The organism is Pseudomonas sp. J452 (assembly GCF_024666525.1).
Taxonomy (GTDB): domain Bacteria; phylum Pseudomonadota; class Gammaproteobacteria; order Pseudomonadales; family Pseudomonadaceae; genus Aquipseudomonas.
Map to the genome: position 1 here is coordinate 1,440,886 of NZ_CP088294.1, position 20,952 is coordinate 1,461,837.

Consider the following 20,952-nt stretch of genomic DNA (forward strand, 5'->3'; position numbering starts at 1 on the left):
CCAGCCAGAGTGGTATTGCGCGGTGTTGCGCAATCCGCCGCCTCATAGCGAGTGTCCAGCGCCGTATGCGCTGGGACGCCAGGCTCGTTCAATGCTGTTCGATGGATTGGTGCAGGTCTGACGCAGTAACTATCAGCTTAATTGATCGTTAGCTCGCCGGCATGGAACGATGCCGGCGTTTGCCAGTCAGTGAACTAGAGTGACAAAGTCACACGCCGGCAAGGAGGCCCCGTATGTCCAGCCTGCCCCTGTACTTCCCCAATGAGTTTTCCCTCGACCGTGCCCTGCTGTGTGCGCGCCTGGTCGATCAGGCCTACGGGCAATATCGCCAGTGGCTGGCTCAGCGCCAGCCGCATCGGCCCGAGGATTTCCACTGGGTCCCGCCGGACATGCCGGGCTGGCGCTTCTCCGCGCCGGTGTGGAGCATTCTCAGCGAGCTGCACTTTCTCAACGAGTCCGAACCGTTCGGCTTCGCCGCCGCCAATGACCAGGGTGAAACCTACCTGGTGCTGCGTGGCACCGAGTCTGTAAACGACTGGCTGGATGACCTGGATGCCGACCAGCGCGCCTGGCCCTGGAGCGATGGCGCCGGCCCGGTGCACCATGGTTTCCTCAAACTCTATGCCTCGCTGCGCGACCTGGCTCTGGCGGCCCTGGACAGTTTGCAGCCGCGCGGGCCGATCTGGGTCTGCGGGCACAGCCTGGGCTGTGCGCTGAGCAGCATGGCGGTGCTTGACCTGCACGAGCGCTGGCCCGATCAGCCCTTGCAGCATTACAACTTCGCCAGTCCGCGCCTGGCCTCGCCACAGTTTGCCGCCGGCTACAACGGCCTGGACATCCCGACCTACCGGGTGGTCAATGACAGCGATCTGGTGCCGGAGATACCGCCAGCGGTAACCGGCGACTTCCTCTACCAGCACCTGGGGCTGGCGGTGAGCTTTACCGCCAGCTATGCCAGCGTGGCGGCCAATCACAGTCTGGAAGGCAGCTATCTCTATGCCTTGCAGCACCCGCAGGCGCCGATGAGCAGTTGAGTGTGGCGGCGCTAGTCGCCGCCCCCGCCTCCACAACCACCCCCGCAGCCACCGCCATCGCCGCCTCCATCACTGCCGCCCGAGGATGAGCCGCTGTCGCCGCTGCAACCGCTGGCACAACCCGAACTGCAGCCGATATGGCTGGCGCAGTAGGCGTCGCCGCTACGGTAGCTGCCGGGGTTGGCGCCGCAGTCCAGGCGATAGTGGAAGCCATCGGCGATCCCCAGTTGGGCGTCCAGGGCGAACAGCAGCGGCAGGCGCGCGGGTGCCCGTGGGTCGAGGTTCTCGCGCAGGCAGGCCAGGCGCCAGGCGCGGCGGATACCCTCGCTGGCGCTGCGCTGATTGGGCATCACGTCGTTTGGCACATGGTGCAGGAAGCGCCCCAGGCCCTTGCGGCAGAAGATCCGGTACTGGCGGGTGTAGAGGATGAATTCGTGCCAGGCCAGATCCACCGCCTGCGAGGGCATGGCGACCATCCGCCGGTTGGCCAGGCGACACAGCTGGAAGTATTCGCGCAGGCCGCGCAGTACCTCGCCGGTCTGGGTCGGCGTGAGGTGCGGGTAACGCTGCTGCAGCTTGCTGCGCAGGCGATCGGGAAAGGCGAAACCGGCGATGAACGCATCGCGTTGCTGGCGGCGCAACTTGCGCCAGAGCCAGTAGCCGCTGGCGAGGGCGGCGCCGCCGAACAGGGTGGTGGTCAGGGTCATGGCGGCATCCTTGTCCGGTTCGGAGCGGTTTATCAGGCGTTCTGCAGGGCGTTGTTCAGCGCCGTTTCCAGCTCGGCCTTGTAACGCAGGTAGTGAATGGTCTGCGCCTGGCCGTCGCCGAGAATGCGCGACAGATCCAGGTCGGTGATATAGCAGGGATAGCGCTCGCTGGTGCGGCGCTGGGCGAGGATATGCCGGGCCACGGCGGCGAACAGGTCGGCGCCATATTCCAGCTCGGAAAACTCGCGGTGGTTGCAGTACAGGGTGACGTGCACGTGGGCCTGGTCGGCCGGCTCGACAATGGCCTGCACGTCGTAAAACGGGTGGCTCACCGGCGCCTGGGGTGGCGAGCGCCGTTCCAGGTGACGGGCGCGCTGCGGCGGCGCGGGTAGCAGTTCGTAATACAGCACTTCCAGCGCTGCCGGAGGCAGGGGGGCGTCCAGTGGCAGCAGGGCGTTGCGCCGGTACAACACCGACTGCAGGAAGCGCTGCAGCGGAGTGAGCAGGCTTTGCTCATCGCGATACGGCAGGCGCTGGCGCCACAGCGCGTTGTGCTCGTCGAGCACGCTGAGTTCGGCCTGCTGGCCGTCCAGGCGGTAGAACACCTGGATGCACTCGGGCCGACCGAGCGGCAGGATCAGCGCCAGGTCTTCGCCTTCCAGGGCGAAGCGGTCGACCTGCAGCGGGCTGTACTGCGGGTGCTCCTCGCCGAGGTGTTCGATCAGTGTCGGTAGATCGGCCAGGGCACTGTGGCTGACCTGGCCCGGTTGCAGTTCGAGGACGTGATAGTGCTGCTGCACCTGCAGCAGGTAACGGCTATGGCGGTGGCTGCCGAGGCTGGCCAGGACATCGCGGAACAGTTCTTCGACGCGCTGGGCGATGGCGCTGGCGCGGTTGCGACAGAAGCAGCGCACCTGCAGCCGCGGGCGGCGGCCGTCGGCCGGCAGACTGTTGCTGTAGTCGCGCAGGCAGTCGAGCAGGGCATTCGGCCCGTCATAACGGCTGACCAGCAGTTCGTTCCAGCTGTTCAGGCTGACCTGATCGAGGGTCACCACCAGGTTCTCGCGCACTCCGGAATAGCCCAGCGAGTCGGTGCGGCCGGTGGTCATGTGCACGTTGAGTTGGCTGTGTGCCTTTAGCGGGTCGAGGCCAACATTGACCAGCAGCAGCACCTCGGCCGGTTCCGCGCCATGCAGCAGGGCTTCTTCCGCCACGGGCGGCATCGGTAGCGGCAGGGTCTGTTGCAGGCTGCTGAGCAGGTTGGACAGTTCGAACTCGCTCAGGTCGCTGCTGCCGGGGTGCAGTGACAGGCGGGTGCTGCTGTCGATCACGCCGTTGCGGTGGCACCAGGCGAGCAGCTCGATCAGCTCGCGCGCCCGTTTCAGTGGGGCAAAGTCCGGCCATTCCTGGCCGTTCAGGCTGCCGTTGTACAGCGCCCACTGGGTTTCCCCGCCGGTCTCGGCGCTGGTGCTGTGGACCAGGGTCAGAGTGTCTTCGGCCAGGTCCGGGGCGATCCCCGGGTTGATGAATTCGATCTTCCCGGCCTTGCGCTCGAACGCTGCATACAGGCGCCGGCCGAGTACGCCGAGGTCACGGCTGTTGAGCTGGCTGCCGGTCTGCTCGCTGCGGGCGAACTGGGAGAGGAAGCGGTAGCTGTAGGTCAGCTCGTTGACCAGCGCGCGGCGTTCGGCGCTGACCTGGCGCACCTTCCACTGGCTGCGGCTGTCGAGCATGGCCAGCTCGCGCTGGCTCCAGTGCCACTCGCCGGTCAGGCGCTCGAACAGCAGGCGTTGCCAGCTCTTGGCGCGGTTGCGCGGCGGGCTGCTGAGCTTCTTGTTGACCTTGAGGTACAGGCAGCGGCGGATCAGTTCCAGGCGCTCCAGCTCGCCGCGCCCAGTGAGGTATTCCTCCAGGCGGCGGTAGACCACGATGTAAGGGTCCAGCTCGTCGAGGTCGAGGCGGTTGGCGAACACTGCCTGCTTGTAGCGCAGGCTCAGGCATTCCACCCGCGGGTGCTCGCTGGCGTAGACCTCGGTGAGCAGCAGCTTGAGCACCGATTTGTAGGGCGACTCGATGCCCTTGAACAACTGCCACATGCCGGCGCCGATGAACTCGCCTGGCGGAATACGCGCCAGGTGGCCGAGGTCGAGCACCTCTTCGGCGCGGATGAAGCGCTTGCTCAGCAGGGCGTGGGTGTAGGCGGCGTAGTTGGCCTCCTCGTACACCGGCACCAGCCACCACAGTGGCGTGCGCCCGCCGAGCCAGATCGCCGTGCGGTAGAACTCGTCGAGCAGCAGATAGTGCTGGGTGGTGCCGCAGTCGTCGGAGGTCAGCTGGGCGTCCTCGCGGTCACCGGCGGTGAAGCGCGCCGGGTCGACCAGGAAGAAGTGCGCCTCGGCACCCTGGGTGGCGGCCCAGGCTTCGAGCAGGTCGCACTTCTTGCGCAGCTCGTGCAGGGCCTTGCTGTCCAGGCTCGGTGCGTGGCAGACCCACAGGTCCATATCGCTCTGCTCGGCCTGGGCCACGGTGCCCAGGCTGCCCATCAGGAACAGGCCGTGGATCGGCAGCGGCGGATTACCGCGGCGCGGTTTGTAGATGAAGGAGCGGGTCAGGCGTGCGGCTTCGGCGAGCAGCTCGTCACTCGGCTCGAAGCCACACAACCCGGCCGGAGCGGTGCCGGAAACGTAGCCGGGGAGCAATGGATGGTTCACATGCAGCAGCAGCGGCAGCAGCTTGAGCACCAGTTGCTGGCGTGTCGACAGCGCCTGCATGGCCCGCGCCAGGCGCCCGCTATTGACCTTGAGAAAACGCGCGCGCAACTGCGCCAGCACCTTGCGGTCGATGCCGTCATTGATGTCCGGGCGGATTTCCTGGGTGCGCGTCATGTACTGCTCGAGCCGGGGATTACGGCAAGCCTACCAGTCGTGGCGATGACGTGGCAGGGGACCTTAGAACCTATTCAAAGTCTGCTGCGCGTCGGCCATGCTGCGTTGAAATCGGGCTCAGAATGCTCATTTACAACTCGTAAACTGCGCTTCTTCGCCCGATTTATTCGCTGGCGCTTACCCTTCGGGCCAGCCTGCGGCTGTTACTCCCGTTGGTCGTTGCGCCTTGCCTGGCTCTAGCTCGCGAGACTTTGAACAGGTTCTTGCATTGTATCGGCAGGCCGTTGGCCGAGCTGTAGGGTTGACGCTGCGGGTGTAGACAACCCGCAGCGCGAGCCGGGTCAGGCGTGTTGCGGGGTGAGGATGGTCAGCAGGGCCTGGGCGTGTTCGGCGGCGTCCAGGCCGAGGCTGGTCAGGTAGCCGCCGTCCGCCTGAGTGACCAGACCTTTTTCGTGCAGGCGGGTGATGGCCGCCTGGGATTTGTTGGCAGCGTTGTTATGCACCTTGATGCCTTCCTGCACGTTATCCAGGTTGTACAGCGCGAGGATTTCCATCTCGGCGATCAGTTCGGGGGTGTAGGCCATAAGGACTCCGGGTTCTTGTTATGGGGCAAGGGTCTGTTGACGTCTCGGCGCGCCCGCGACCAGTTTTCAGTGTAGCGGGCGCGGCTCAGTCTGCCTCCTGTTGATGCTGCCACTGGGCAAGTATCTGCTGGTAGCGGCCGTTTTGCCTGATTGTGCGCATGCCCTGGTCAAAGCGCTGTTGCATGGCTTCGGCCTGCGGGTGGTAACGGGAAAAACTCAGGTAGAGCTTGGCCTGCAGCAGGGTGGCTACCGGGCTGAACGCGTCGCGCAGCTCCGGCTCTTCGCGAAACAGGGCCTGCGCGGTGCCGCGGTAGGCGGCGGTGAACTCGACCCGGCCGTGCTGCAGCATGCGAAAGCCATTGCGATCGCGGCGCACGGGCACCCGCAGCAGGTCGCGGTTGCTGTCAAAGGCGCTGCCGTACTCGTAACCGATGGTCACCGCGACCTGGCGCCCGGCCAGTTGCTTGAGATCTGTGACGGGGGCCGCCTGGTTGCGATTGGCCCAGAGCAGGATTTCATCGCTGAACAGCGCTTCCTCGGGCAGGCGGAACTCGGAGGCGATGCGGGCATCGGGTGCGGTATTGAAACAGGCGGCGAGCTGCCCGATGCGGGTCAGCTCCATGCAGCGCGAATAAGGATAGGGCTGCAGTTCGATGCGGGTGTTGCTGGCGGCGAAGGCGGCGCGCACGATGTCGACCGACATGCCCTGCACCTGGCCGTCGCGCAGGGCGGTGTAGGGATACCAGTCGTCTTCGGCGCCGATGCGCAACACGTCGTCCGCCACCGTCCAGCCCGGCAGGCACAGGCAGAACAGGGCGCTCAGTAGGCGCAGACGAAGGCGACGAGCGGGGCAATCCAACACATGTGCATCCCGGCCGGGGTATACCTGCACCTTAACAGTGTGGGCTCGACGCGGAATAGACCGAGGTCAAGAAAGTTGCCAACCCTCGGCGCCGGTTCTCAGTCTTCGCTTGGCAGCTCCGGCAGGGCGCGCAGGGCCTGCTCGTACCAGGCCATGTCGAAGGCGCGGTCGTCACGCAACATGGCGCCGATCTCGTGGGCCAGCACCAGGGCCATGAGCTGGAGGATTTCCTCGCGCTCGTAGCCGACCAGGGTCAGCTTGTTGAGGGTGGCCTTGGCGGCGGGCGGGCTGTCCGCTTCCAGCTGGTTCTCGATGGCCTGGATCAGGGTTTCTTCGGCGAAGGCTTCTTCTTCGCTGTCGTCATGCTCGCTCATGGGCGGCTCCTCGGTGGCAGGCGCGCAGTGTGCCATGACTGGCCGTCGGCCTGGGTATTCAGCAGGCTGATGCAGCTGCCGGGGCGCACTCGTTCGGCTATAACTCTGGCAGTCCCTGCCCATGGAGAGCGCCATGCTCAAGCTTCACGGATTCGCCGTCAGCAACTACTTCAATATGGTCAAACTGGCCCTGCTGGAAAAGGGCGTGCCCTTCGAGACGGTCGTCGTGCATGGCGGGCAGAGCCCGGAGTTCCTCGCCATCAGCCCGCGCGGCAAGGTGCCGGTGCTGCAGACCGAGCAGGGCTATATCAACGAGACCAGTGCCATCCTCGATTACCTGGAAGAGCGCGGCGAAGGCCGTCCGTTGCTGCCGGCCGAACCCTATGCGCGGGCCCAGGTGCGCGCGCTGATGAAAGAGATCGAGCTGTACATCGAACTGCCGGCGCGCAGCTGCTACCTGGAAGTGTTCTTCGGCGGCAAGGTCGACGAGGTGACCAAGAGCAAAGCCAAGGCCGACTTGCTGGCCGGGGTGGCCACCCTCAAGCGGCACGGCAAGTTCGCCCCCTATGTGGCTGGCGCGCAGTTCAGCCTGGCCGACCTGTATTTCCTCTACAGTCTGGACCTAGCCGGCATCGTGGCGAAGAAGCTGTTCGCCCTCGACCTGCTGGCCGAGTTGCCCCAGGCCCGCGCGCTGTTCGCCCTGCTCGAGCAGAACCCGCATGTGCAGCAGATTGCCGCGGACAAGCAGGCGGCGATGGCTGACTTTCTCGCGGCGATCAAGGCCAAGGGCTGAGGGCCGTCCCCCGCGTTGGCGTATCTGCGGTCTGGCCGAATCTCAGGGGCAGGGCTTGCCGACACCCTTCAAATCGAGCTTGAAGAACTGCAGGCGATAGCCAGAGGCCTTGGCCTGGCTGCACAACTTGCTGTTGTAGGCCCGGTAGTCGGCAATGAACACCGGCTTGCCCTGGCTGCGCAGTAGCGAATAGCCGGCACATTCGTTGTACTGGTAGCAGCTCTCGTTGACGGCGAAGTCGAAATGGCTGGCCAGTTGCGGCAGCAGGTCGACGGCATTCTTCAGGCCGACGCTGAGGTTGCGCTTGTGCGCCTCCTTGGCCAGCCAGCGGTTGAAGTCGAGCTGCTGGGCCTGGGTCAGCTTGAGGCCGTTGGCGTTGCTGTAGCCGTCCACGTTGTCCGGGTCGACACCATTGCAGCCCTTGTTGCGCGCCAGGTCCAGGCGCTTGGCCAGCAGCGCGCGCACGTCGCTGCGGCGAAAGTCCAGCCAACGCTCGCCGGGCCAGTCCGGCAGCGGCTTGCCCAGGGCGGCCTTGGGGTAGAGCTTGGCGTCGCTGCGCCAGTCTTCCCAGGTGCCGGCGCTGAAATAGCAGATAACGATGCGTCCCTGGGCCTTGAGGTTGCCGATGGTCTGCTTGGGCGTGTCGTACAGGTCGATGTCATAGACATGCCGGTTGGGCGTCTGCAGCGTGCCATTGAGCTGCAGGTGCCAGCTGCTGCTGGCTGGAATGGCCAGTGGCGCGGCCAGGCTGGGGACGGCGATGGACAGCAGGGTGGCAAGGGCGAACAGCGAGCGCATGGTGGCAACTACCTGACGGATATGGGCTGAAAAAATAGGCGAATGGCCCGCGCTACCCAAGTACTGGACGCCGGGCGGTAGGGCGCCGGGCTCAGCCGGCGGCGAAGTCCAGCAGCGCCTGGCCCGTCAGGCGGTAGCAGACCCAGTCGTCCTTGGGGCGGGCGCCAAAGGCTTCGTAAAACTCCATGGCCGGCGTGTTCCAGTCCAGCACCGCCCACTCCATGCGCCCGCAGCCCTTGGTCACGGCCAGCTGGGCCAGGTGCCGCAGCAGGGCTTTGCCGGCACCGAGCTTACGGTGCTCGGGGGCGATATACAGGTCTTCCAGGTAGATGCCGTGCTTGCCCAGCCAAGTCGAGTAGCTGAAGAAGTACACGGCGAAGCCGACGGGTACGCCGTCCTGCTCGCAGATCAGGCCGTGGGTGGTGCTGCCGGCGCCGAACAGGCTATCGCGGATGCCGGCCACATCGGTCTTCACCTCGTGCTCGGCCTTCTCGTAGATGGCCAGGTCGGTGATGAAACGCAGGATCAGGGCGGCGTCGTCGATGGTGGCGGGGCGAATATGCAGGCTCATGCGAATGCTCTCGAAGTGTTCAGCCGTAGAGAAAGACCGGGATGGCCAGCGGCAGGCCGACCAGGCAGAGGAAGCCAAAGGCGGCAATCCAGCTGGTGCGCGAGTTAATAGGGTCGGACACGCGCAGCGGCAGGCGTGGATAGCGGCCCAGGGTCAGCAGGCGCAGCGCCAGCCAGCCCACGCTGTAGAAGAGGTAGCTGAAGATCAGCTCCAGGATGGTCTCGCCCAGGAAAAGCAGGGCGCGTAACAACAGTTCGAACATGGGAAGTCCCTTTCCCTCGTCTGGCGATCAGCGCGTCACCAGCAGTGTCTTGCCGCGCGCCACGGCGGCGCGTACCTGGTTCGGCGCGGTGCCGCCGATATGGTCGCGGGCGTTGACCGAGCCTTCCAGGGTCAGCACGGCGAACACGTCGTCGCCGATCTGCTCGCTGAACTGACGCAGCTCGGTGAGGCTCATCTCGGCCAGGTCCTTGCCGCTGTCGACGCCGTACTTCACTGCGTGGCCGACGATCTCATGGCAGTCGCGGAACGGCAGGCCCTTGCGTACCAGGTAGTCGGCCAGGTCGGTGGCGGTGGAGAAGCCGCGGCGGGCCGCCTCGCGCATGATTTCGCGCTTGGGCTTGATCGCCGGGACCATGTCGGCGAAGGCTCGCAGCGAGTCGCGCAGAGTGTCGGCGGCGTCGAACAGCGGTTCCTTGTCTTCCTGGTTGTCCTTGTTGTAGGCCAGCGGCTGGCCCTTCATCAGGGTCAGCAGGCCGGTCAGGGCGCCGAACACGCGGCCGGTCTTGCCACGCACCAGTTCCGGCACGTCCGGGTTTTTCTTCTGCGGCATGATCGAGGAGCCGGTGCAGAAGCGATCGGGCAGGTCGATGAACTGGAACTGCGCCGAGGTCCACAGCACCAGCTCTTCGGAGAAGCGCGACAGGTGCATCATCGCCAAGGATGCGGCGGCGCAGAACTCGATGGCGAAGTCGCGATCGGACACGCCATCCAGCGAGTTGCCGCCAACGGCGTCGAAACCCAGCAGTTCGGCAGTGATCTCGCGGGCAATCGGGTAGGTGGTGCCGGCCAGGGCGGCCGAGCCCAGCGGCATGCGGTTGACCCGCTTGCGGCAGTCGACCAGGCGCTCGTAATCACGCGAGAGCATCTCGAACCAGGCCAGCAGGTGGTGGCCGAAGGTGACCGGCTGGGCGGTCTGCAGGTGGGTGAAGCCGGGCATGATGGTGTCGGCTTCGGCTTCAGCCAGACCGAGCAGGCCCTGCTGCAGGCGGGTAACTTCGGCGAGGATCAGGTCGATCTCGTCGCGCAGCCACAGGCGGATGTCGGTGGCCACCTGGTCGTTGCGGCTACGGCCGGTGTGCAGCTTCTTGCCGGTGACGCCGATGCGGTCAGTAAGACGCGCCTCGATGTTCATGTGCACGTCTTCCAGGTCGATGCGCCAGTCGAACTGGCCGGCTTCGATTTCCGCCTGGATCTGCTTGAGCCCGGCCTCGATGCTGTCGCGCTCTGCGTCGGTCAGTACGCCGACCTTGGCCAGCATGGTCGCATGGGCGATGGAACCCATGATGTCGTGACGATACAGGCGCTTGTCGAACTCGACGGAGGCGGTGAAACGGGCAACAAAAGCGTCGACCGGCTCGCTGAAGCGGCCGCCCCAGGACTGGTTGGTTTTCTCGGTGCTCATGGCAGAACTCGCGGGAAAGGCAGGCGCGGTGCCTGCGAAAAGGAAAAAGTGTGCCGATAATAACAGCCTTGCCGGTAAAACCGAGGTTCCGTTCCGCCGGCAGGGAAATGTCGCCGCGCTCACAGTTTTAAGCTCGGGACGACACTTGGGTGCCTTATTTCGCCCATCCGCAGCGCTCTGGCTTGCCGCCCGAGGGGTGCACAAGGAAACTGCCGGGATGCAAATCAAATGGTTCAACCAAGGGCGCAGCCTCGGCCCGGACGACGACTTCTTCCTGCCGGAGCTGTGCCTGCCTGAAGCGCTGCTGAGCATGGTTCTGCTCGCCGAGCTGTTGGTGCTGGTGCTGGTGCTCTCCGAGCCGATGCAGCCCGGCTTCAACTGGGTGCGCCTGGCGCTGACCTCGTTGTTCGTGCAGTGGATCGTGCTGCTCTCGGCCGCCTTGCTGTGTCGCCTGCGCCCGCTGCTGGCACGTCTGCGCGCGGCGCTGGCCGGCAGTCTTTGCTGCGCCATCGTGGTCGGCCTGGCCCTGGCCTGCACCGCTGTGGCGGATTACTTCGAACTGGGCGGGCCGTTGCCGCGCAGTGGCGAAGTCAACCTGTACCTGCGTCATGGCCTGATCAGCCTGATCATGTCGGCGCTGCTGTTGCGCTACTTTTATCTGCAGAGCCAGTGGCGTCGGCAACAACAGGCGGAACTGCGAGCGCGGATTGAGGCCTTGCAGGCGCGCATTCGCCCGCACTTCCTGTTCAACAGCCTGAACAGCATCGCCAGCCTGGTGGTGATCGACCCGTACAAGGCCGAGCAGGCGGTACTCGATCTGTCCGACCTGTTTCGCGCCAGTCTGGCCAAGCCCGGCACGCTGGTGCCCTGGCACGATGAACTGGAGCTGGCGCGAAGATATTTGTCGATCGAGCAATATCGGCTCGGCGACAGGCTACAGTTGGATTGGCAGGTGGACGCAGTACCGGATGATTTGCCGATCCCGCAACTGACCTTGCAACCGCTGCTGGAAAATGCCCTGATCTATGGCATCCAGCCGCGCATCGAAGGAGGGCTGGTGCGGGTGGAGGCGCAGTATGAAGACGGGGTATTCCAGCTCTGTGTGAGCAACCCCTATGACGAAGGTGTCGAGCAGCAGCCATCGCGCGGCACCCATCAGGCGTTGGTGAATATAGATGCGCGTTTGGCGGCACTTTTCGGGCCGCGCGCAAGTCTCAGCGTGGATCGCCGTGACGGGCGCCACTTCACCTGTCTACGCTATCCATGTGAGAGACTCACGCAGGAAGCCAGAGCAATATGAATGTGCTGATCGTCGATGACGAACCCCTTGCCCGCGAGCGCCTCAGCCGACTGGTTGGCGACCTCGAGGGTTATCGTGTCCTCGAACCCGCGGCAAGCAATGGCGAAGAGGCCTTGGCCCTGATCGACAGCCTGAAGCCCGACGTGGTGCTGCTGGATATCCGCATGCCCGGCCTCGATGGTCTGCAGGTGGCGGCCAAGCTGTGCGAGCGCGAGGCGCCGCCGGCGGTGATCTTCTGCACCGCCCATGATGAATTTGCCCTGGAGGCCTTCGACGTCAGCGCCGTCGGCTACCTGGTCAAGCCGGTACGCCCCGAGGCCCTGGCGGCTGCGCTGAAGAAGGCCGAACGGCCCAATCGCGTGCAGCTCGCCGCGCTGACCCGTCCGGCTGGTGCCAACGGTGCCGGCCCGCGCAGTCATATCAGTGCGCGCACGCGCAAAGGTATCGAGCTGATTCCGCTGGAGCATGTGATCTTCTTCATCGCCGACCACAAGTACGTGACCTTGCGCCATGAAGGTGGCGAGGTGCTGCTGGATGAGCCACTGAAGGCGCTGGAAGACGAATTCGGTGACCGCTTCGTGCGTATCCACCGCAATGCTCTGGTCTCGCGCGAGCGCATCGAACGCCTGCAGCGCACGCCGCTGGGGCACTTCCAGCTGTACCTCAAAGGTTTGGGTGGCGATGCCCTGACCGTTAGCCGTCGGCATGTGGCAGGGGTGCGCAAGTTGATGAACAACCTCTAACGGCTGTGGCCGCACGGATTGTCGCCGGCCGCGGCAATCCGGCGCCGACCTCGGCCGAGCCAGCCTGTTATCATTCCCGGCAGTTAAGTTTCCGGAAGTGATCATGTCCCGCGAAATCCGTATTGCCACTCGCAAGAGTGCCCTGGCCCTGTGGCAGGCCGAACACGTCAAGGCGCGCCTGGAACAGGCCCATCCCGGCCTCAAGGTCAGCCTGGTGCCGATGGTCAGCCGTGGCGACAAGCTGCTCGATGCGCCGCTGGCGAAGATCGGCGGCAAGGGCCTGTTCGTCAAGGAACTGGAAACCGCCCTGCTGGAGAACGAAGCCGATATCGCCGTGCATTCGATGAAGGATGTGCCGATGGACTTCCCCGCCGGCCTCGGCCTGTTCTGCATCTGCGAACGGGAAGACCCGCGCGACGCCTTCGTTTCCAATACCTACGCCAATTTCGCCGAGCTGCCGGCCGGTAGCGTGGTCGGCACCTCCAGCCTGCGCCGTCAGGCCCAGCTGCTGGCGCGCCGGCCCGACCTGAAAATCCAGTTCCTGCGGGGCAACGTCAACACCCGTCTGGCCAAGCTGGATGCCGGCGAGTACGACGCCATCATCCTCGCCGCCGCCGGGCTGATTCGCCTCGGCTTCGAGAGCCGCATTCGCGCCTCGATCAGCGCCGAAGACAGCCTGCCGGCTGGCGGTCAGGGCGCGGTGGGGATCGAGTGCCGCACGGCCGATAGCGAGATTCACGCCCTGCTGGCACCGCTGCACCATGCCGATACCGCCGACCGGGTGAATGCCGAGCGGGCGCTGAACAAGCACCTCAATGGCGGCTGCCAGGTACCGATCGCCTGCTACGCCCTGCTCGAAGGCGATCAGTTGTGGTTGCGCGGCCTGGTCGGCCAGCCGGATGGCGGCCTGCTGCTGCGTGCCGAGGCCCGTGCGCCACGCGCCGCTGCCGAGCAGCTGGGTGTGCAGGTGGCCGAGCAACTGCTGGCGCAGGGCGCGGCGCAAATCCTCAAGGCGGTCTACGGCGAGGCCGCTGCCGAGTGACGGGCTGGCGCCTGCTGCTGACCCGTCCGGCCGCCGAGAGTGTGGCCCTGGCCGCGACCCTGGCCGAAGCTGGGGTGTACAGCAGCAGCCTGCCGCTACTGGATATCCAGGCGCTGGCGGAAACCAGCGAGCAGTGCGCGACTATGGCTGAACTGGCGCGCTACAGCGCACTGATCGTGGTCAGCAAGCCGGCCGCACGCCTGGGCTTGCAGCTGCTCGAGCGCTACTGGCCACAGCCGCCAGCCAATCAGCGCTGGTTCAGTGTTGGCGCGGCCACCGCGCAAATCCTCGATGCGTACCTCGAACCTCACGGCCAGCGGGCGACCTGCCCGGCTGCTGGCGATGACAGCGAAGCCCTGCTGGCGCTACCCGAACTGCAGCAGGCACTGGCCGTAGCGGCGCCGCGGGTGCTGATCCTGCGTGGCGAGGGCGGTCGCGAATTGCTCGCCGATACCCTGCGCGCGCGTGGCGTGGCGGTCGATTATCTGGAACTCTATCGCCGCGTGCTGCCGGATTACCCACCCGGTTGTTTACTGCAGCGCGTGCGCGGGGAACGTCTCAACGCCCTGCTGGTCAGCAGTGCCCAGGGCCTCGCACATCTGCAGCAACTGGCCGGGGCTGACTGGCCTGAGCTGGCTCGGCTACCCTTGTTGGTGCCCAGCCCACGGGTCGCCGAGCTGGCTTGTGCAGCCGGTGCCCTGCACCCTATCGATTGTCGCGGCGCCAGTGCTGCGGCTGTTCTGGCGGCCTTGCGCGCAAGCGCGCCGCCCCTCTGATGCAAAGGATGGACATGTGAGCGAGACAGCCCCGCAGATCAGCGAACCGACCCAGGACACCCAGACCAAGGATCAGCCCGTCGTTGCGCCGGCCAAGGCCAAGGGCCGTGGCCTCGCCGCAGTGGCGCTGCTGATCGGCGCCGCCGGGTTGGCCGCCGGTGGCTGGAGCAGCTGGCAGCTGTACCTGCAGCAGGGTCAGGCGGCGGACCAGTTGAACCAGGTGCAGCAGGTCGGTGAGGCGGCCAAGCAGCAGATCGAGGACAGCGAGAGTCGGGTCGCCAAGAGGCTGGCTGGGCTGCCCACGGCGGATCAGCTGGCCACCCAGCGCGACCTGCTGGTCAGCCTGCAGGGCGACCAGCAGCGCCTGGCGCAAAGCCTGTCCGGGCTGCTCGGTAAGAGCCGCGAAGACTGGCGCCTGGCCGAGGCCGAGCACTTGCTGCGCCTGGCCATGCTGCGTCTCAGCGCATTGCAGGACGTCAACAGCGCCACCGCCTTGGTGCAGGGTGCCGACAGCATCCTGCAGGCACAGGATGATCCGCAGGCCTTCGCCGCTCGTGGCGAGCTGATCAAGGTGCTGGAGGCGTTGCACAGCCTGCCACAGGTTGATCGCAGTGGTCTGTTCCTGCAGCTGGCGGCTTTGCGCGGACAGGTCGATCAGCTGCAGATGCTCGCCCCCGAATACATCCTGCCGAGCGAAGTACCGACTGCCGTCAGCGCCAGCGACAGCAGTCGCTGGGCCGAGCTGTGGGCGCAGCTGTCGCGCTATGTGCGCCTCGATCTGCAGGCCGATCAGGACGTGCGTCCGCTGCTGGCCGGACAGAGCCTGGCGCAGGTGCGCCTGACCCTGGCGCTGGCCCTGGAACAGGCGCAATGGGGCGCGCTGAATGGCCAGGCGGACGTCTACAAGCAGGCGCTGGCTTCTGCCGACAACGTGCTGGGCAGTTATTTCGATCGCGACAACCAGGCGGTCAAGGCCATGCAGCAACGCATCGGCGAGCTGGGCGAGCAGGCGGTCGTGGCCAAGCTGCCCAGCCTGGACCCGGCGCTGAATACCCTGCAGGCCTACCTCAAACTGCGTGAGGCCCGTGAGCTGATGCCGGAAGCGGTGGAAGCGTTGGAAACCGAGGAGGACGGGCAATGATCCGCGCCATCCTCCTGCTGCTTCTGGTGGTCGCCGCCACCACCCTGCTCGGTCTGGCCATCGCCGAGCACAGCGGCTACGTGCTGATCGCCTGGAAAAGCTTTCGCTATGAGTCCAGCCTGTGGGTGTTCCTGCTCCTGGCGACCCTGGCCTGGCTATTGGTCTGGGGCGTGCGCTGGCTCTGGCGGCTGTTCGTGGCGTCCGGTGGCCTGCTCAATCCCTGGTCGCGGCGCAATCATGGCAAGCGTCAGCAACTGGCGGCCGACAAGGGCCTGCTGGATCTCGCCGAAGGGCGCTGGGAACGTGCGGTGCGCCATTTGCAGCAGGCGGCTGAAGGTGAGCGCCAGCCGCTGATGCACTACCTGGGCGCAGCCCGGGCGGCGCAGCAACTGGGTAATTACGAACAGAGCGATAGCTTTCTCGAACGTGCCCTGCAGCGTCAGCCGCAGGCCGAGCTGGCCATTGCCCTGGCCCATGCCGAACTGCAGCAGGCGCGTGGCGAGAGTGCCGCCGCCCAGGAAACCTTGCAGTTGATGCGCCAGCGTCACCCGCGCCACCGTCAGGTACTGCGCCAGTTGCAGAGCCTGCTGCTGGCCCGGGCAGACTGGTCGGCCCTGCTCGATCTGTTGCCCGAGCTGCGCAAGGGCCAGGTGCTCGACAATGAGGAACTGGCAACCCTGGAACGGCAGGTCTGGCAGGGTCGTCTGCTGGCCGCCGGGCAGGCCGGCTTGAACCAGGGTGAGGCCGCTTTGCAGCCGCTGACTGCGGCCTGGCAGCAGTTGTCCTCGGCCCAGCGCAGCGAGCCGGAGCTGCTGCTTGCCTATGCCGATCAGTTGCAGCAACTTGGCGCCCCGGAAGAGGCCGAGGAGGTCTTGCGCAAGGGCCTCAAGCAGGCTTATGACAGCCGCCTGGTAAGGCTCTATGGCGTGCTGCGTGGACGTGATCCGGCGCGTCAGCTGCAGACGGCCGAAGCCCTGCTCAAGCAGCATCCGCAGGACCCCGTGTTGCTGCTCACGCTGGGCCGTCTGTGCCTGCAGAACAGCTTGTGGGGCAAGGCCCGCGAGTATTTCGAGATCAGCCTGGAGTTTTCCCGCAGCGCGGAAACCTGTGCCGAGCTGGCCCGTCTGCTGGCGCAGCTGGGCGAGCTGGAAAAGAGCAATCAGTTGTTCCAGGAAGGCCTCGGCCTGCTCGATCAGCAACTGCCGAACCTGCCACTGCCGGCGCGCGCCTGAGCGCATGGGTAGTGGCCTGTTTGGCTAATTCAAATATCCAATTTCGGCGCCAGACTTCGCCATACTGCGTTGCCGCTCCTCACCGTAGCTCTGCTACGACTCGTCGCGGCGCCTTGTCTGGCAAACCCTGGCACTCGAACTTGAATGCACGGATTAGCCGCACAGGCCACTAGACGTGCGGCACCTGGTCACGGACGAGGTGTCGCACGTTGCCTTGAAAGCCTGAGCGGCTTTCCTCTACCGTAACCGCCTTTCCCGCCTGCTTCGGAGTCCTCATGGCTTTGGCCAATCCGCGTACCCTGTTTCTCCTCGCTTTTCTCGGTTGCCTGGGCCTGATGGGCGGTGCGTTGTTCCTCGAGCACTATGTCGGCCTGGAGCCGTGCCCGATGTGCATCGTGCAGCGCGTCTGCGTGATCCTCTTCGCCGTGGTCTGCCTGATCGCCGCCATCCATGGCCCGGCGCGCCTGGGGCGTCGTCTGTATGCCGCGCTGGCCCTGTTGTTCGCGGCGCTGGGTGCCGGCACGGCCGGCCGCCAGGTGTGGCTGCAGAGCGTGCCGCCGGACCAGCTCGAGGCCTGTCTGCCGAGCCTGGAATTCATGCTCGATGCACTGCCGCTGCAGGAAATCATCCGTCTGGTGTTCCATGGCACCGCCGATTGCGCGGAAGTGACCTGGACGCTGTTCGGCATGAGCGTACCGGAGTGGAGCCTGCTGGCATTCGTCGGCATGATTCTGTTCAGCCTGTTTCAGTTGCTGCGCCGCAGCTGATCCGGCAACAGCCGGTAACGGCTGGCGTTTGCCCACGGTCGCCGCGCGCTGCATAGTCCTGGCCTACCTGCGACTGGCGGAGTCCCATCATGCGTGCCTTGCTCGTCTTGCTGTTCGCCCTGTGCATGGCTGGCTGTACGGGCATGGGTGTGCGCCAGTACGCCGCCGAGCAGCCGGCGCTTGAGCTATCGGACTACCTGAACGGCGAACTGGAAGCCTGGGGCATGTTCCAGAACCGTTCCGGTGAAGTGGTCAAACGCTTTCACGTGGCCATGACCGGTACCTGGCAGGGGGATGTCGGTACCCTCGACGAACGCTTTACCTACAGCGACGGCAGCACCGAGCGGCGTGTCTGGACCTTGCGCCGGCAGGCTGACGGCAGCTGGCGCGGAACCGCCGGTGATGTCGTTGGCGAGGCCATCGGCGAGGTGTCCGGCAATGCCTTGCACTGGCGCTACCAGCTACTGCTCAAGGTCGATGGCGAACGGTACGTGGTCGACTTCGATGACTGGATGTTCCTCATGGACCAGCGCGTGATGCTCAACCGTGCGCGCATGTCCAAGTGGGGAATCGACCTCGGGCAGGTGACCCTGAGCTTCTACAAGCCGCTGAAATGACCCGGCTCAGCAATTTCCCGATCAAGGTGACTTGAAGGCGGAAGCCGGCGGGCATACTCTGGCCCAACGCCTCGTCAGTAATCCGGCACTTCGCCGGGTATTTTTTCGGGGCTGCCCAAGTTGCCAAATAATCGGCTCGGGGCTGCGGTACACCAGCATTCACCTGTAGGGAAGTGAGGACATCATGCTCGAGAGCTGCCAGAACGCCCAGGAACGTTGGGGTGGAGTACACCAGCTGATCGACCGCTGGCTTCAGGAACGTCATGAGCTGGTTCGCGCCTATGACCTCCTCAGTGACAAGCCTCAGGCACCTGCGGCCAATGCTCAGGATCTGCAGCGCTTCTGCGAGATTCTGGTCGACTATGTTTCGGCCGGGCACTTCGAGGTCTACGAGCAACTGACCGGCGAGGCCAAGGCCTTTGGCGACCAGCGCGGCCTCGAACTGGCCAAGCAGATCTACCCGCGTATCGAAGCGATTACCGAAGTGGCGCTGGCTTTCAATGACCGTTGCGACAACGGTGACTGCCGCGATACCGCTTCACTGAGCGCCGAATTGAAACGCCTCGGGCAACTGCTGCATGAGCGCTTCGAGCTGGAAGATTGCCTGATCGAAGTACTGCACAATTCCCACGAGCAACAAGGCGTCGCCTCGGCCTGAGTGGGTGCTGGACGCCGACTGCTAGTCGGCGATATCCAGCAACTCCAGCTCGAACACCAGCGGTGCATCCGGCGGAATCAGATCGCCGGCGCCAGCCTGGCCATACGCCTGCGCCGCGGGAATCACTACTCGCCATTTGGCCCCCACCGGCATCGCCCGCAGGGCGGTCTGCCAGCCGCTGATCAGGCTGTTGAGGCGGAACCACTGCGGCCCTTCACTCTGGTCAAACAGGCTGCCGTCGGCCAGTTCGCCACGATAGCGTACCTGCACCCGTGCGGCATTGCCGGCTTGCCCCGTGCCGGGACGCAGCTCATGAACCAGTACGCCCCCGGCCAATTCACGGACCCCGGGCTTGGCTTTTTCCGCCGCCAGAAAGCGCTGCTCCGTGGCCCGCGCCTGCTCGTGACGGGCGGCCGCTGCGCGCAGCGCGAGGCGCTCCTCGTGTTCATCCAGCAGGCTGTCGATGCGCTCTGGCGGCAGCCGCAAAGGCTCCGCGCGATAGGCCTGGCGCATGCCTTCGAGCAAGGCTTCCAGTTGCAGGTCGGGCACTTCGCTGCGCAGCCGCTCACCCAGTCTGGCGCCCAGGCTATAGGCCAGATCATCCTCTTGCGTGGCGGCTGCAAGCAGTGCAGGCGAGAGGCAGAGCAGGAGTAAAAGACAGCGCAGCATTGGGGAAAGTCTCGGGGTGAATGTGTGGGCGATTATGCCAGTGCTGGTCATCGTCACAATGTGCAGCTAGCGACCGGAGAATCTGGCGTCTAGTATGGGGTCACCAACGTCCGTTAGGAGGCACGTCATGCCGACCAACAATAAGAAGTCCGTTACCACTCCGCTGCACCTGCTTCAGCAACTCTCCCACAGCCTGCTCGAACATCTGGAAAAGGCCTGCTCGCAGGCTCTCGTCGAAGCCGAAGGCCTGCTGACAAAACTGGAAAAGCAACGTGGTAAGGCCCAGGAAAAACTGCACGAAGCCCGCAGCAAATTGCAGGATGCGGCCAAGGCCGGCAAGGCCAAGGCGCAGGACAAAGCCAAGTCGCTGATCAGCGAACTGGAAGAGCTGCTCGACAACCTCAAGACCCGCCAGACCGAAACCCGTAACTACATTTTGCAGCTCAAGCGCGATGCCCAGGAAAGCCTGAAACTGGCCCAGGGTGTAGGCAAGGTGCGCGAGGCGGCCAACAAGGCCCTGAGTAGCCGTGCTGCAGCCAAACCCGTGGCCAAGGCTGCGGCGAAACCCGTCGCCAAACCCGCAGTCGCGAAGAAGCCGGCAGCCAAACCTGCGGCAGCCAAGGCGCCGGTCAAGGCCGCCGCCAAGCCGGCCGCGAAGCCTGCAGCCAAGCCAGCCGCCAAACCGGCGGTGGCGAAGAAACCTGCAGCCAGCGCCGCCAAGCCTGCGGCAGCCAAAGCACCGGTTAAGGCTGCGACCAAGCCGGCCGCGAAGCCTGCAGCCAAGCCAGTAGCCAAACCGGCGGTGGCGAAAAATCCTGCAGCCAGCGCTGCCAAGCCAGCGGCAGCCAAGGCGCCGGTCAAGGCCGCCGCCAAACCGGCTGCGAAACCCGCGGCCAAGCCGGCAGTGGCGAAGAAGCCAGCAGTCAGTGCGGCCAAACCGGCGGCCGCCAAGGCAGCGGTCAAACCGGCTGCTAAGCCTGCGGCAAAACCTGCAGCCAAGCCCGCAGCGAAGGCGCCGGCGGCCAGCGCGGCCAAACCAGCGGTAGCCAAGCCCGCCGCGAAACCGGCGGCAAAACCTGTGGCCAAACCAGCCGTGAAGAAAGCCCCGGCCGCCAAGCCGGTCGCAGCCAAGCCGGCCCCTGCTCCGGCTGCTGCTCCTGCGTCCGCTCCGGCCGCCGCTGCACCTGCCGCCAGCAATGGCAGCACCCCACCGACCGGCGCTTAAGTCCGGTCTGCCACGGCGCGCAGCACCTGCAGCGCGTCGTGGTGCTGTTCTCCTGCACTGGTGGCCAGGGCCTCAAGCCAGGCCGCCGGTTGCGGTTGCTGCGGCCAGGCACCCGCCAGGGTTTCCAGGCGCCGCAACAGCTCGCGCTCGGCTTCCAGTTCCAATGCCTTGACCTGCTCGCGCAGGCGCAACTGCGCCGCATCGAGCTGGGCCGCCTCCCGCCAGTTCTGGCGTAGCTCCCGCAGTGGTTGCACGACCTGGCATTGCCAGGGATCGCTGAGTGCCTTGAGTGCTGCCAGGCGCTTGTCGTCGCAGGCCACGCCGCGCTGCTCCAGCCACAGTCCGCACAGCAGCAGGCAAACGTCCGCCCCTGCCGCCTGCAGGCGCAGACAGGCCGCTTCGACGCCGGGGCGGGCGTAGCACTGGCTGGCAAAAGTCCACAGGTCAGACGGCATGAGGCTCTCCGGGCGAGGGTGGGGCGAAACTGATA

23 protein-coding genes are annotated in these 20,952 nt (G+C 65.4%); 12 read left to right on the top strand and 11 right to left on the bottom strand.

Going from position 1 to position 20,952, the window contains the following annotated elements; translation table 11 throughout:
- Nucleotides 1–233: 233 nt before the first annotated feature.
- Nucleotides 234–1,034: a lipase family protein gene (locus LRS11_RS06480; protein ID WP_260496049.1), complete on the top strand. Its 801-nt coding sequence runs from the start codon at nt 234–236 to the stop codon at nt 1,032–1,034.
- A gap of 11 nt (nt 1,035–1,045) precedes the next feature.
- Here the strand turns inward: LRS11_RS06480 and LRS11_RS06485 are convergent, their stop codons facing one another.
- The 5 genes from LRS11_RS06485 to LRS11_RS06505 form a co-directional block, all read right to left on the bottom strand.
- On the bottom strand, nt 1,046–1,741 hold the full coding sequence (locus LRS11_RS06485) for a glycine-rich domain-containing protein (RefSeq protein ID WP_260496050.1): 696 nt from the start codon (nt 1,739–1,741) through the stop codon (nt 1,046–1,048).
- Nucleotides 1,742–1,773: 32 nt separating this feature from the next.
- Entirely contained in the window at nt 1,774–4,626 is a 2,853-nt protein-coding gene (locus LRS11_RS06490; RefSeq protein WP_260496051.1) for a class I adenylate cyclase, read from the bottom strand.
- Between the two features lie 341 nt (nt 4,627–4,967).
- On the bottom strand, nt 4,968–5,210 hold the full coding sequence (locus LRS11_RS06495; RefSeq protein WP_260496052.1) for a TIGR02647 family protein: 243 nt from the start codon (nt 5,208–5,210) through the stop codon (nt 4,968–4,970).
- An 85-nt stretch (nt 5,211–5,295) separates the two neighbouring features.
- Nucleotides 5,296–6,072, bottom strand: a complete 777-nt coding sequence (locus tag LRS11_RS06500; RefSeq protein ID WP_260496053.1) for an ABC transporter substrate-binding protein — start codon at nt 6,070–6,072, stop codon at nt 5,296–5,298.
- Nucleotides 6,073–6,170: 98 nt separating this feature from the next.
- Nucleotides 6,171–6,446 carry a hypothetical protein gene (locus LRS11_RS06505; protein ID WP_260496054.1) on the bottom strand — a complete coding sequence of 92 codons (276 nt, stop codon included), beginning with the start codon at nt 6,444–6,446 and terminating at the stop codon, nt 6,171–6,173.
- 133 nt (nt 6,447–6,579) lie between these two features.
- On the opposite strand from LRS11_RS06505, the gene LRS11_RS06510 reads away from it, so the two are divergent.
- Nucleotides 6,580–7,239: a glutathione S-transferase family protein gene (locus tag LRS11_RS06510; protein ID WP_260496055.1), complete on the top strand. Its 660-nt coding sequence runs from the start codon at nt 6,580–6,582 to the stop codon at nt 7,237–7,239.
- A 42-nt stretch (nt 7,240–7,281) separates the two neighbouring features.
- Here the strand turns inward: LRS11_RS06510 and LRS11_RS06515 are convergent, their stop codons facing one another.
- The 4 genes from LRS11_RS06515 to argH all read right to left on the bottom strand — a co-directional run bounded on the left by LRS11_RS06515 (nt 7,282) and on the right by argH (nt 10,292).
- A complete protein-coding gene (locus LRS11_RS06515; protein WP_260496056.1) occupies nt 7,282–8,037 on the bottom strand; it encodes an endo alpha-1,4 polygalactosaminidase in 756 nt (251 codons plus the stop codon).
- Nucleotides 8,038–8,128: 91 nt separating this feature from the next.
- The gene (locus LRS11_RS06520) at nt 8,129–8,608 is read right to left on the bottom strand and encodes a GNAT family N-acetyltransferase (RefSeq protein ID WP_260496057.1); all 480 of its coding nucleotides are present in this window, start codon (nt 8,606–8,608) and stop codon (nt 8,129–8,131) included.
- Between the two features lie 19 nt (nt 8,609–8,627).
- Nucleotides 8,628–8,870: a hypothetical protein gene (locus LRS11_RS06525; RefSeq protein ID WP_260496058.1), complete on the bottom strand. Its 243-nt coding sequence runs from the start codon at nt 8,868–8,870 to the stop codon at nt 8,628–8,630.
- Between the two features lie 27 nt (nt 8,871–8,897).
- Entirely contained in the window at nt 8,898–10,292 is a 1,395-nt protein-coding gene (gene argH, locus LRS11_RS06530; protein WP_260496059.1) for an argininosuccinate lyase, read from the bottom strand.
- Between the two features lie 217 nt (nt 10,293–10,509).
- Here argH and LRS11_RS06535 point away from each other — a divergent pair, with 217 nt between their 5' ends.
- The 9 genes from LRS11_RS06535 (at nt 10,510) to rsd (ending at nt 18,568) form a co-directional block, all read left to right on the top strand.
- The gene (locus LRS11_RS06535) at nt 10,510–11,592 is read left to right on the top strand and encodes a sensor histidine kinase (protein ID WP_260496060.1); all 1,083 of its coding nucleotides are present in this window, start codon (nt 10,510–10,512) and stop codon (nt 11,590–11,592) included.
- The gene (locus tag LRS11_RS06540; protein ID WP_260496061.1) at nt 11,589–12,335 is read left to right on the top strand and encodes a LytR/AlgR family response regulator transcription factor; all 747 of its coding nucleotides are present in this window, start codon (nt 11,589–11,591) and stop codon (nt 12,333–12,335) included. Before LRS11_RS06535 ends, LRS11_RS06540 begins: the two co-directional genes overlap by 4 nt.
- Before the next feature lie 100 nt (nt 12,336–12,435).
- Complete coding sequence (gene hemC / locus LRS11_RS06545; RefSeq protein WP_260496875.1) at nt 12,436–13,377, top strand: hydroxymethylbilane synthase; 942 nt, start codon at nt 12,436–12,438, stop codon at nt 13,375–13,377.
- The gene (locus tag LRS11_RS06550; protein ID WP_260496062.1) at nt 13,374–14,153 is read left to right on the top strand and encodes a uroporphyrinogen-III synthase; all 780 of its coding nucleotides are present in this window, start codon (nt 13,374–13,376) and stop codon (nt 14,151–14,153) included. Before hemC ends, LRS11_RS06550 begins: the two co-directional genes overlap by 4 nt.
- 16 nt (nt 14,154–14,169) lie before the next feature.
- Nucleotides 14,170–15,294, top strand: a complete 1,125-nt coding sequence (locus LRS11_RS06555) for a uroporphyrinogen-III C-methyltransferase (protein ID WP_260496063.1) — start codon at nt 14,170–14,172, stop codon at nt 15,292–15,294.
- Entirely contained in the window at nt 15,291–16,526 is a 1,236-nt protein-coding gene (locus LRS11_RS06560; protein ID WP_260496064.1) for a heme biosynthesis HemY N-terminal domain-containing protein, read from the top strand. Before LRS11_RS06555 ends, LRS11_RS06560 begins: the two co-directional genes overlap by 4 nt.
- A 275-nt stretch (nt 16,527–16,801) precedes the next feature.
- On the top strand, nt 16,802–17,293 hold the full coding sequence (locus LRS11_RS06565; RefSeq protein ID WP_260496065.1) for a disulfide bond formation protein B: 492 nt from the start codon (nt 16,802–16,804) through the stop codon (nt 17,291–17,293).
- A gap of 89 nt (nt 17,294–17,382) precedes the next feature.
- Nucleotides 17,383–17,910, top strand: a complete 528-nt coding sequence (locus tag LRS11_RS06570) for a DUF3833 domain-containing protein (protein WP_260496066.1) — start codon at nt 17,383–17,385, stop codon at nt 17,908–17,910.
- A gap of 184 nt (nt 17,911–18,094) precedes the next feature.
- Nucleotides 18,095–18,568, top strand: coding sequence for a sigma D regulator (gene rsd / locus LRS11_RS06575; protein ID WP_260496067.1), 474 nt, complete (start codon nt 18,095–18,097; stop codon nt 18,566–18,568).
- A 21-nt stretch (nt 18,569–18,589) separates the two neighbouring features.
- Here the strand turns inward: rsd and LRS11_RS06580 are convergent, their stop codons facing one another.
- Nucleotides 18,590–19,237: an FKBP-type peptidyl-prolyl cis-trans isomerase gene (locus tag LRS11_RS06580; RefSeq protein WP_260496068.1), complete on the bottom strand. Its 648-nt coding sequence runs from the start codon at nt 19,235–19,237 to the stop codon at nt 18,590–18,592.
- 127 nt (nt 19,238–19,364) lie between these two features.
- Here LRS11_RS06580 and LRS11_RS06585 point away from each other — a divergent pair, with 127 nt between their 5' ends.
- The gene (locus LRS11_RS06585) at nt 19,365–20,462 is read left to right on the top strand and encodes an AlgP family protein (protein ID WP_260496069.1); all 1,098 of its coding nucleotides are present in this window, start codon (nt 19,365–19,367) and stop codon (nt 20,460–20,462) included.
- Here the strand turns inward: LRS11_RS06585 and LRS11_RS06590 are convergent.
- Entirely contained in the window at nt 20,459–20,917 is a 459-nt protein-coding gene (locus LRS11_RS06590) for a TIGR02444 family protein (protein WP_260496070.1), read from the bottom strand. The genes LRS11_RS06585 and LRS11_RS06590 overlap by 4 nt on opposite strands.
- Nucleotides 20,918–20,952 lie beyond the last annotated feature (35 nt).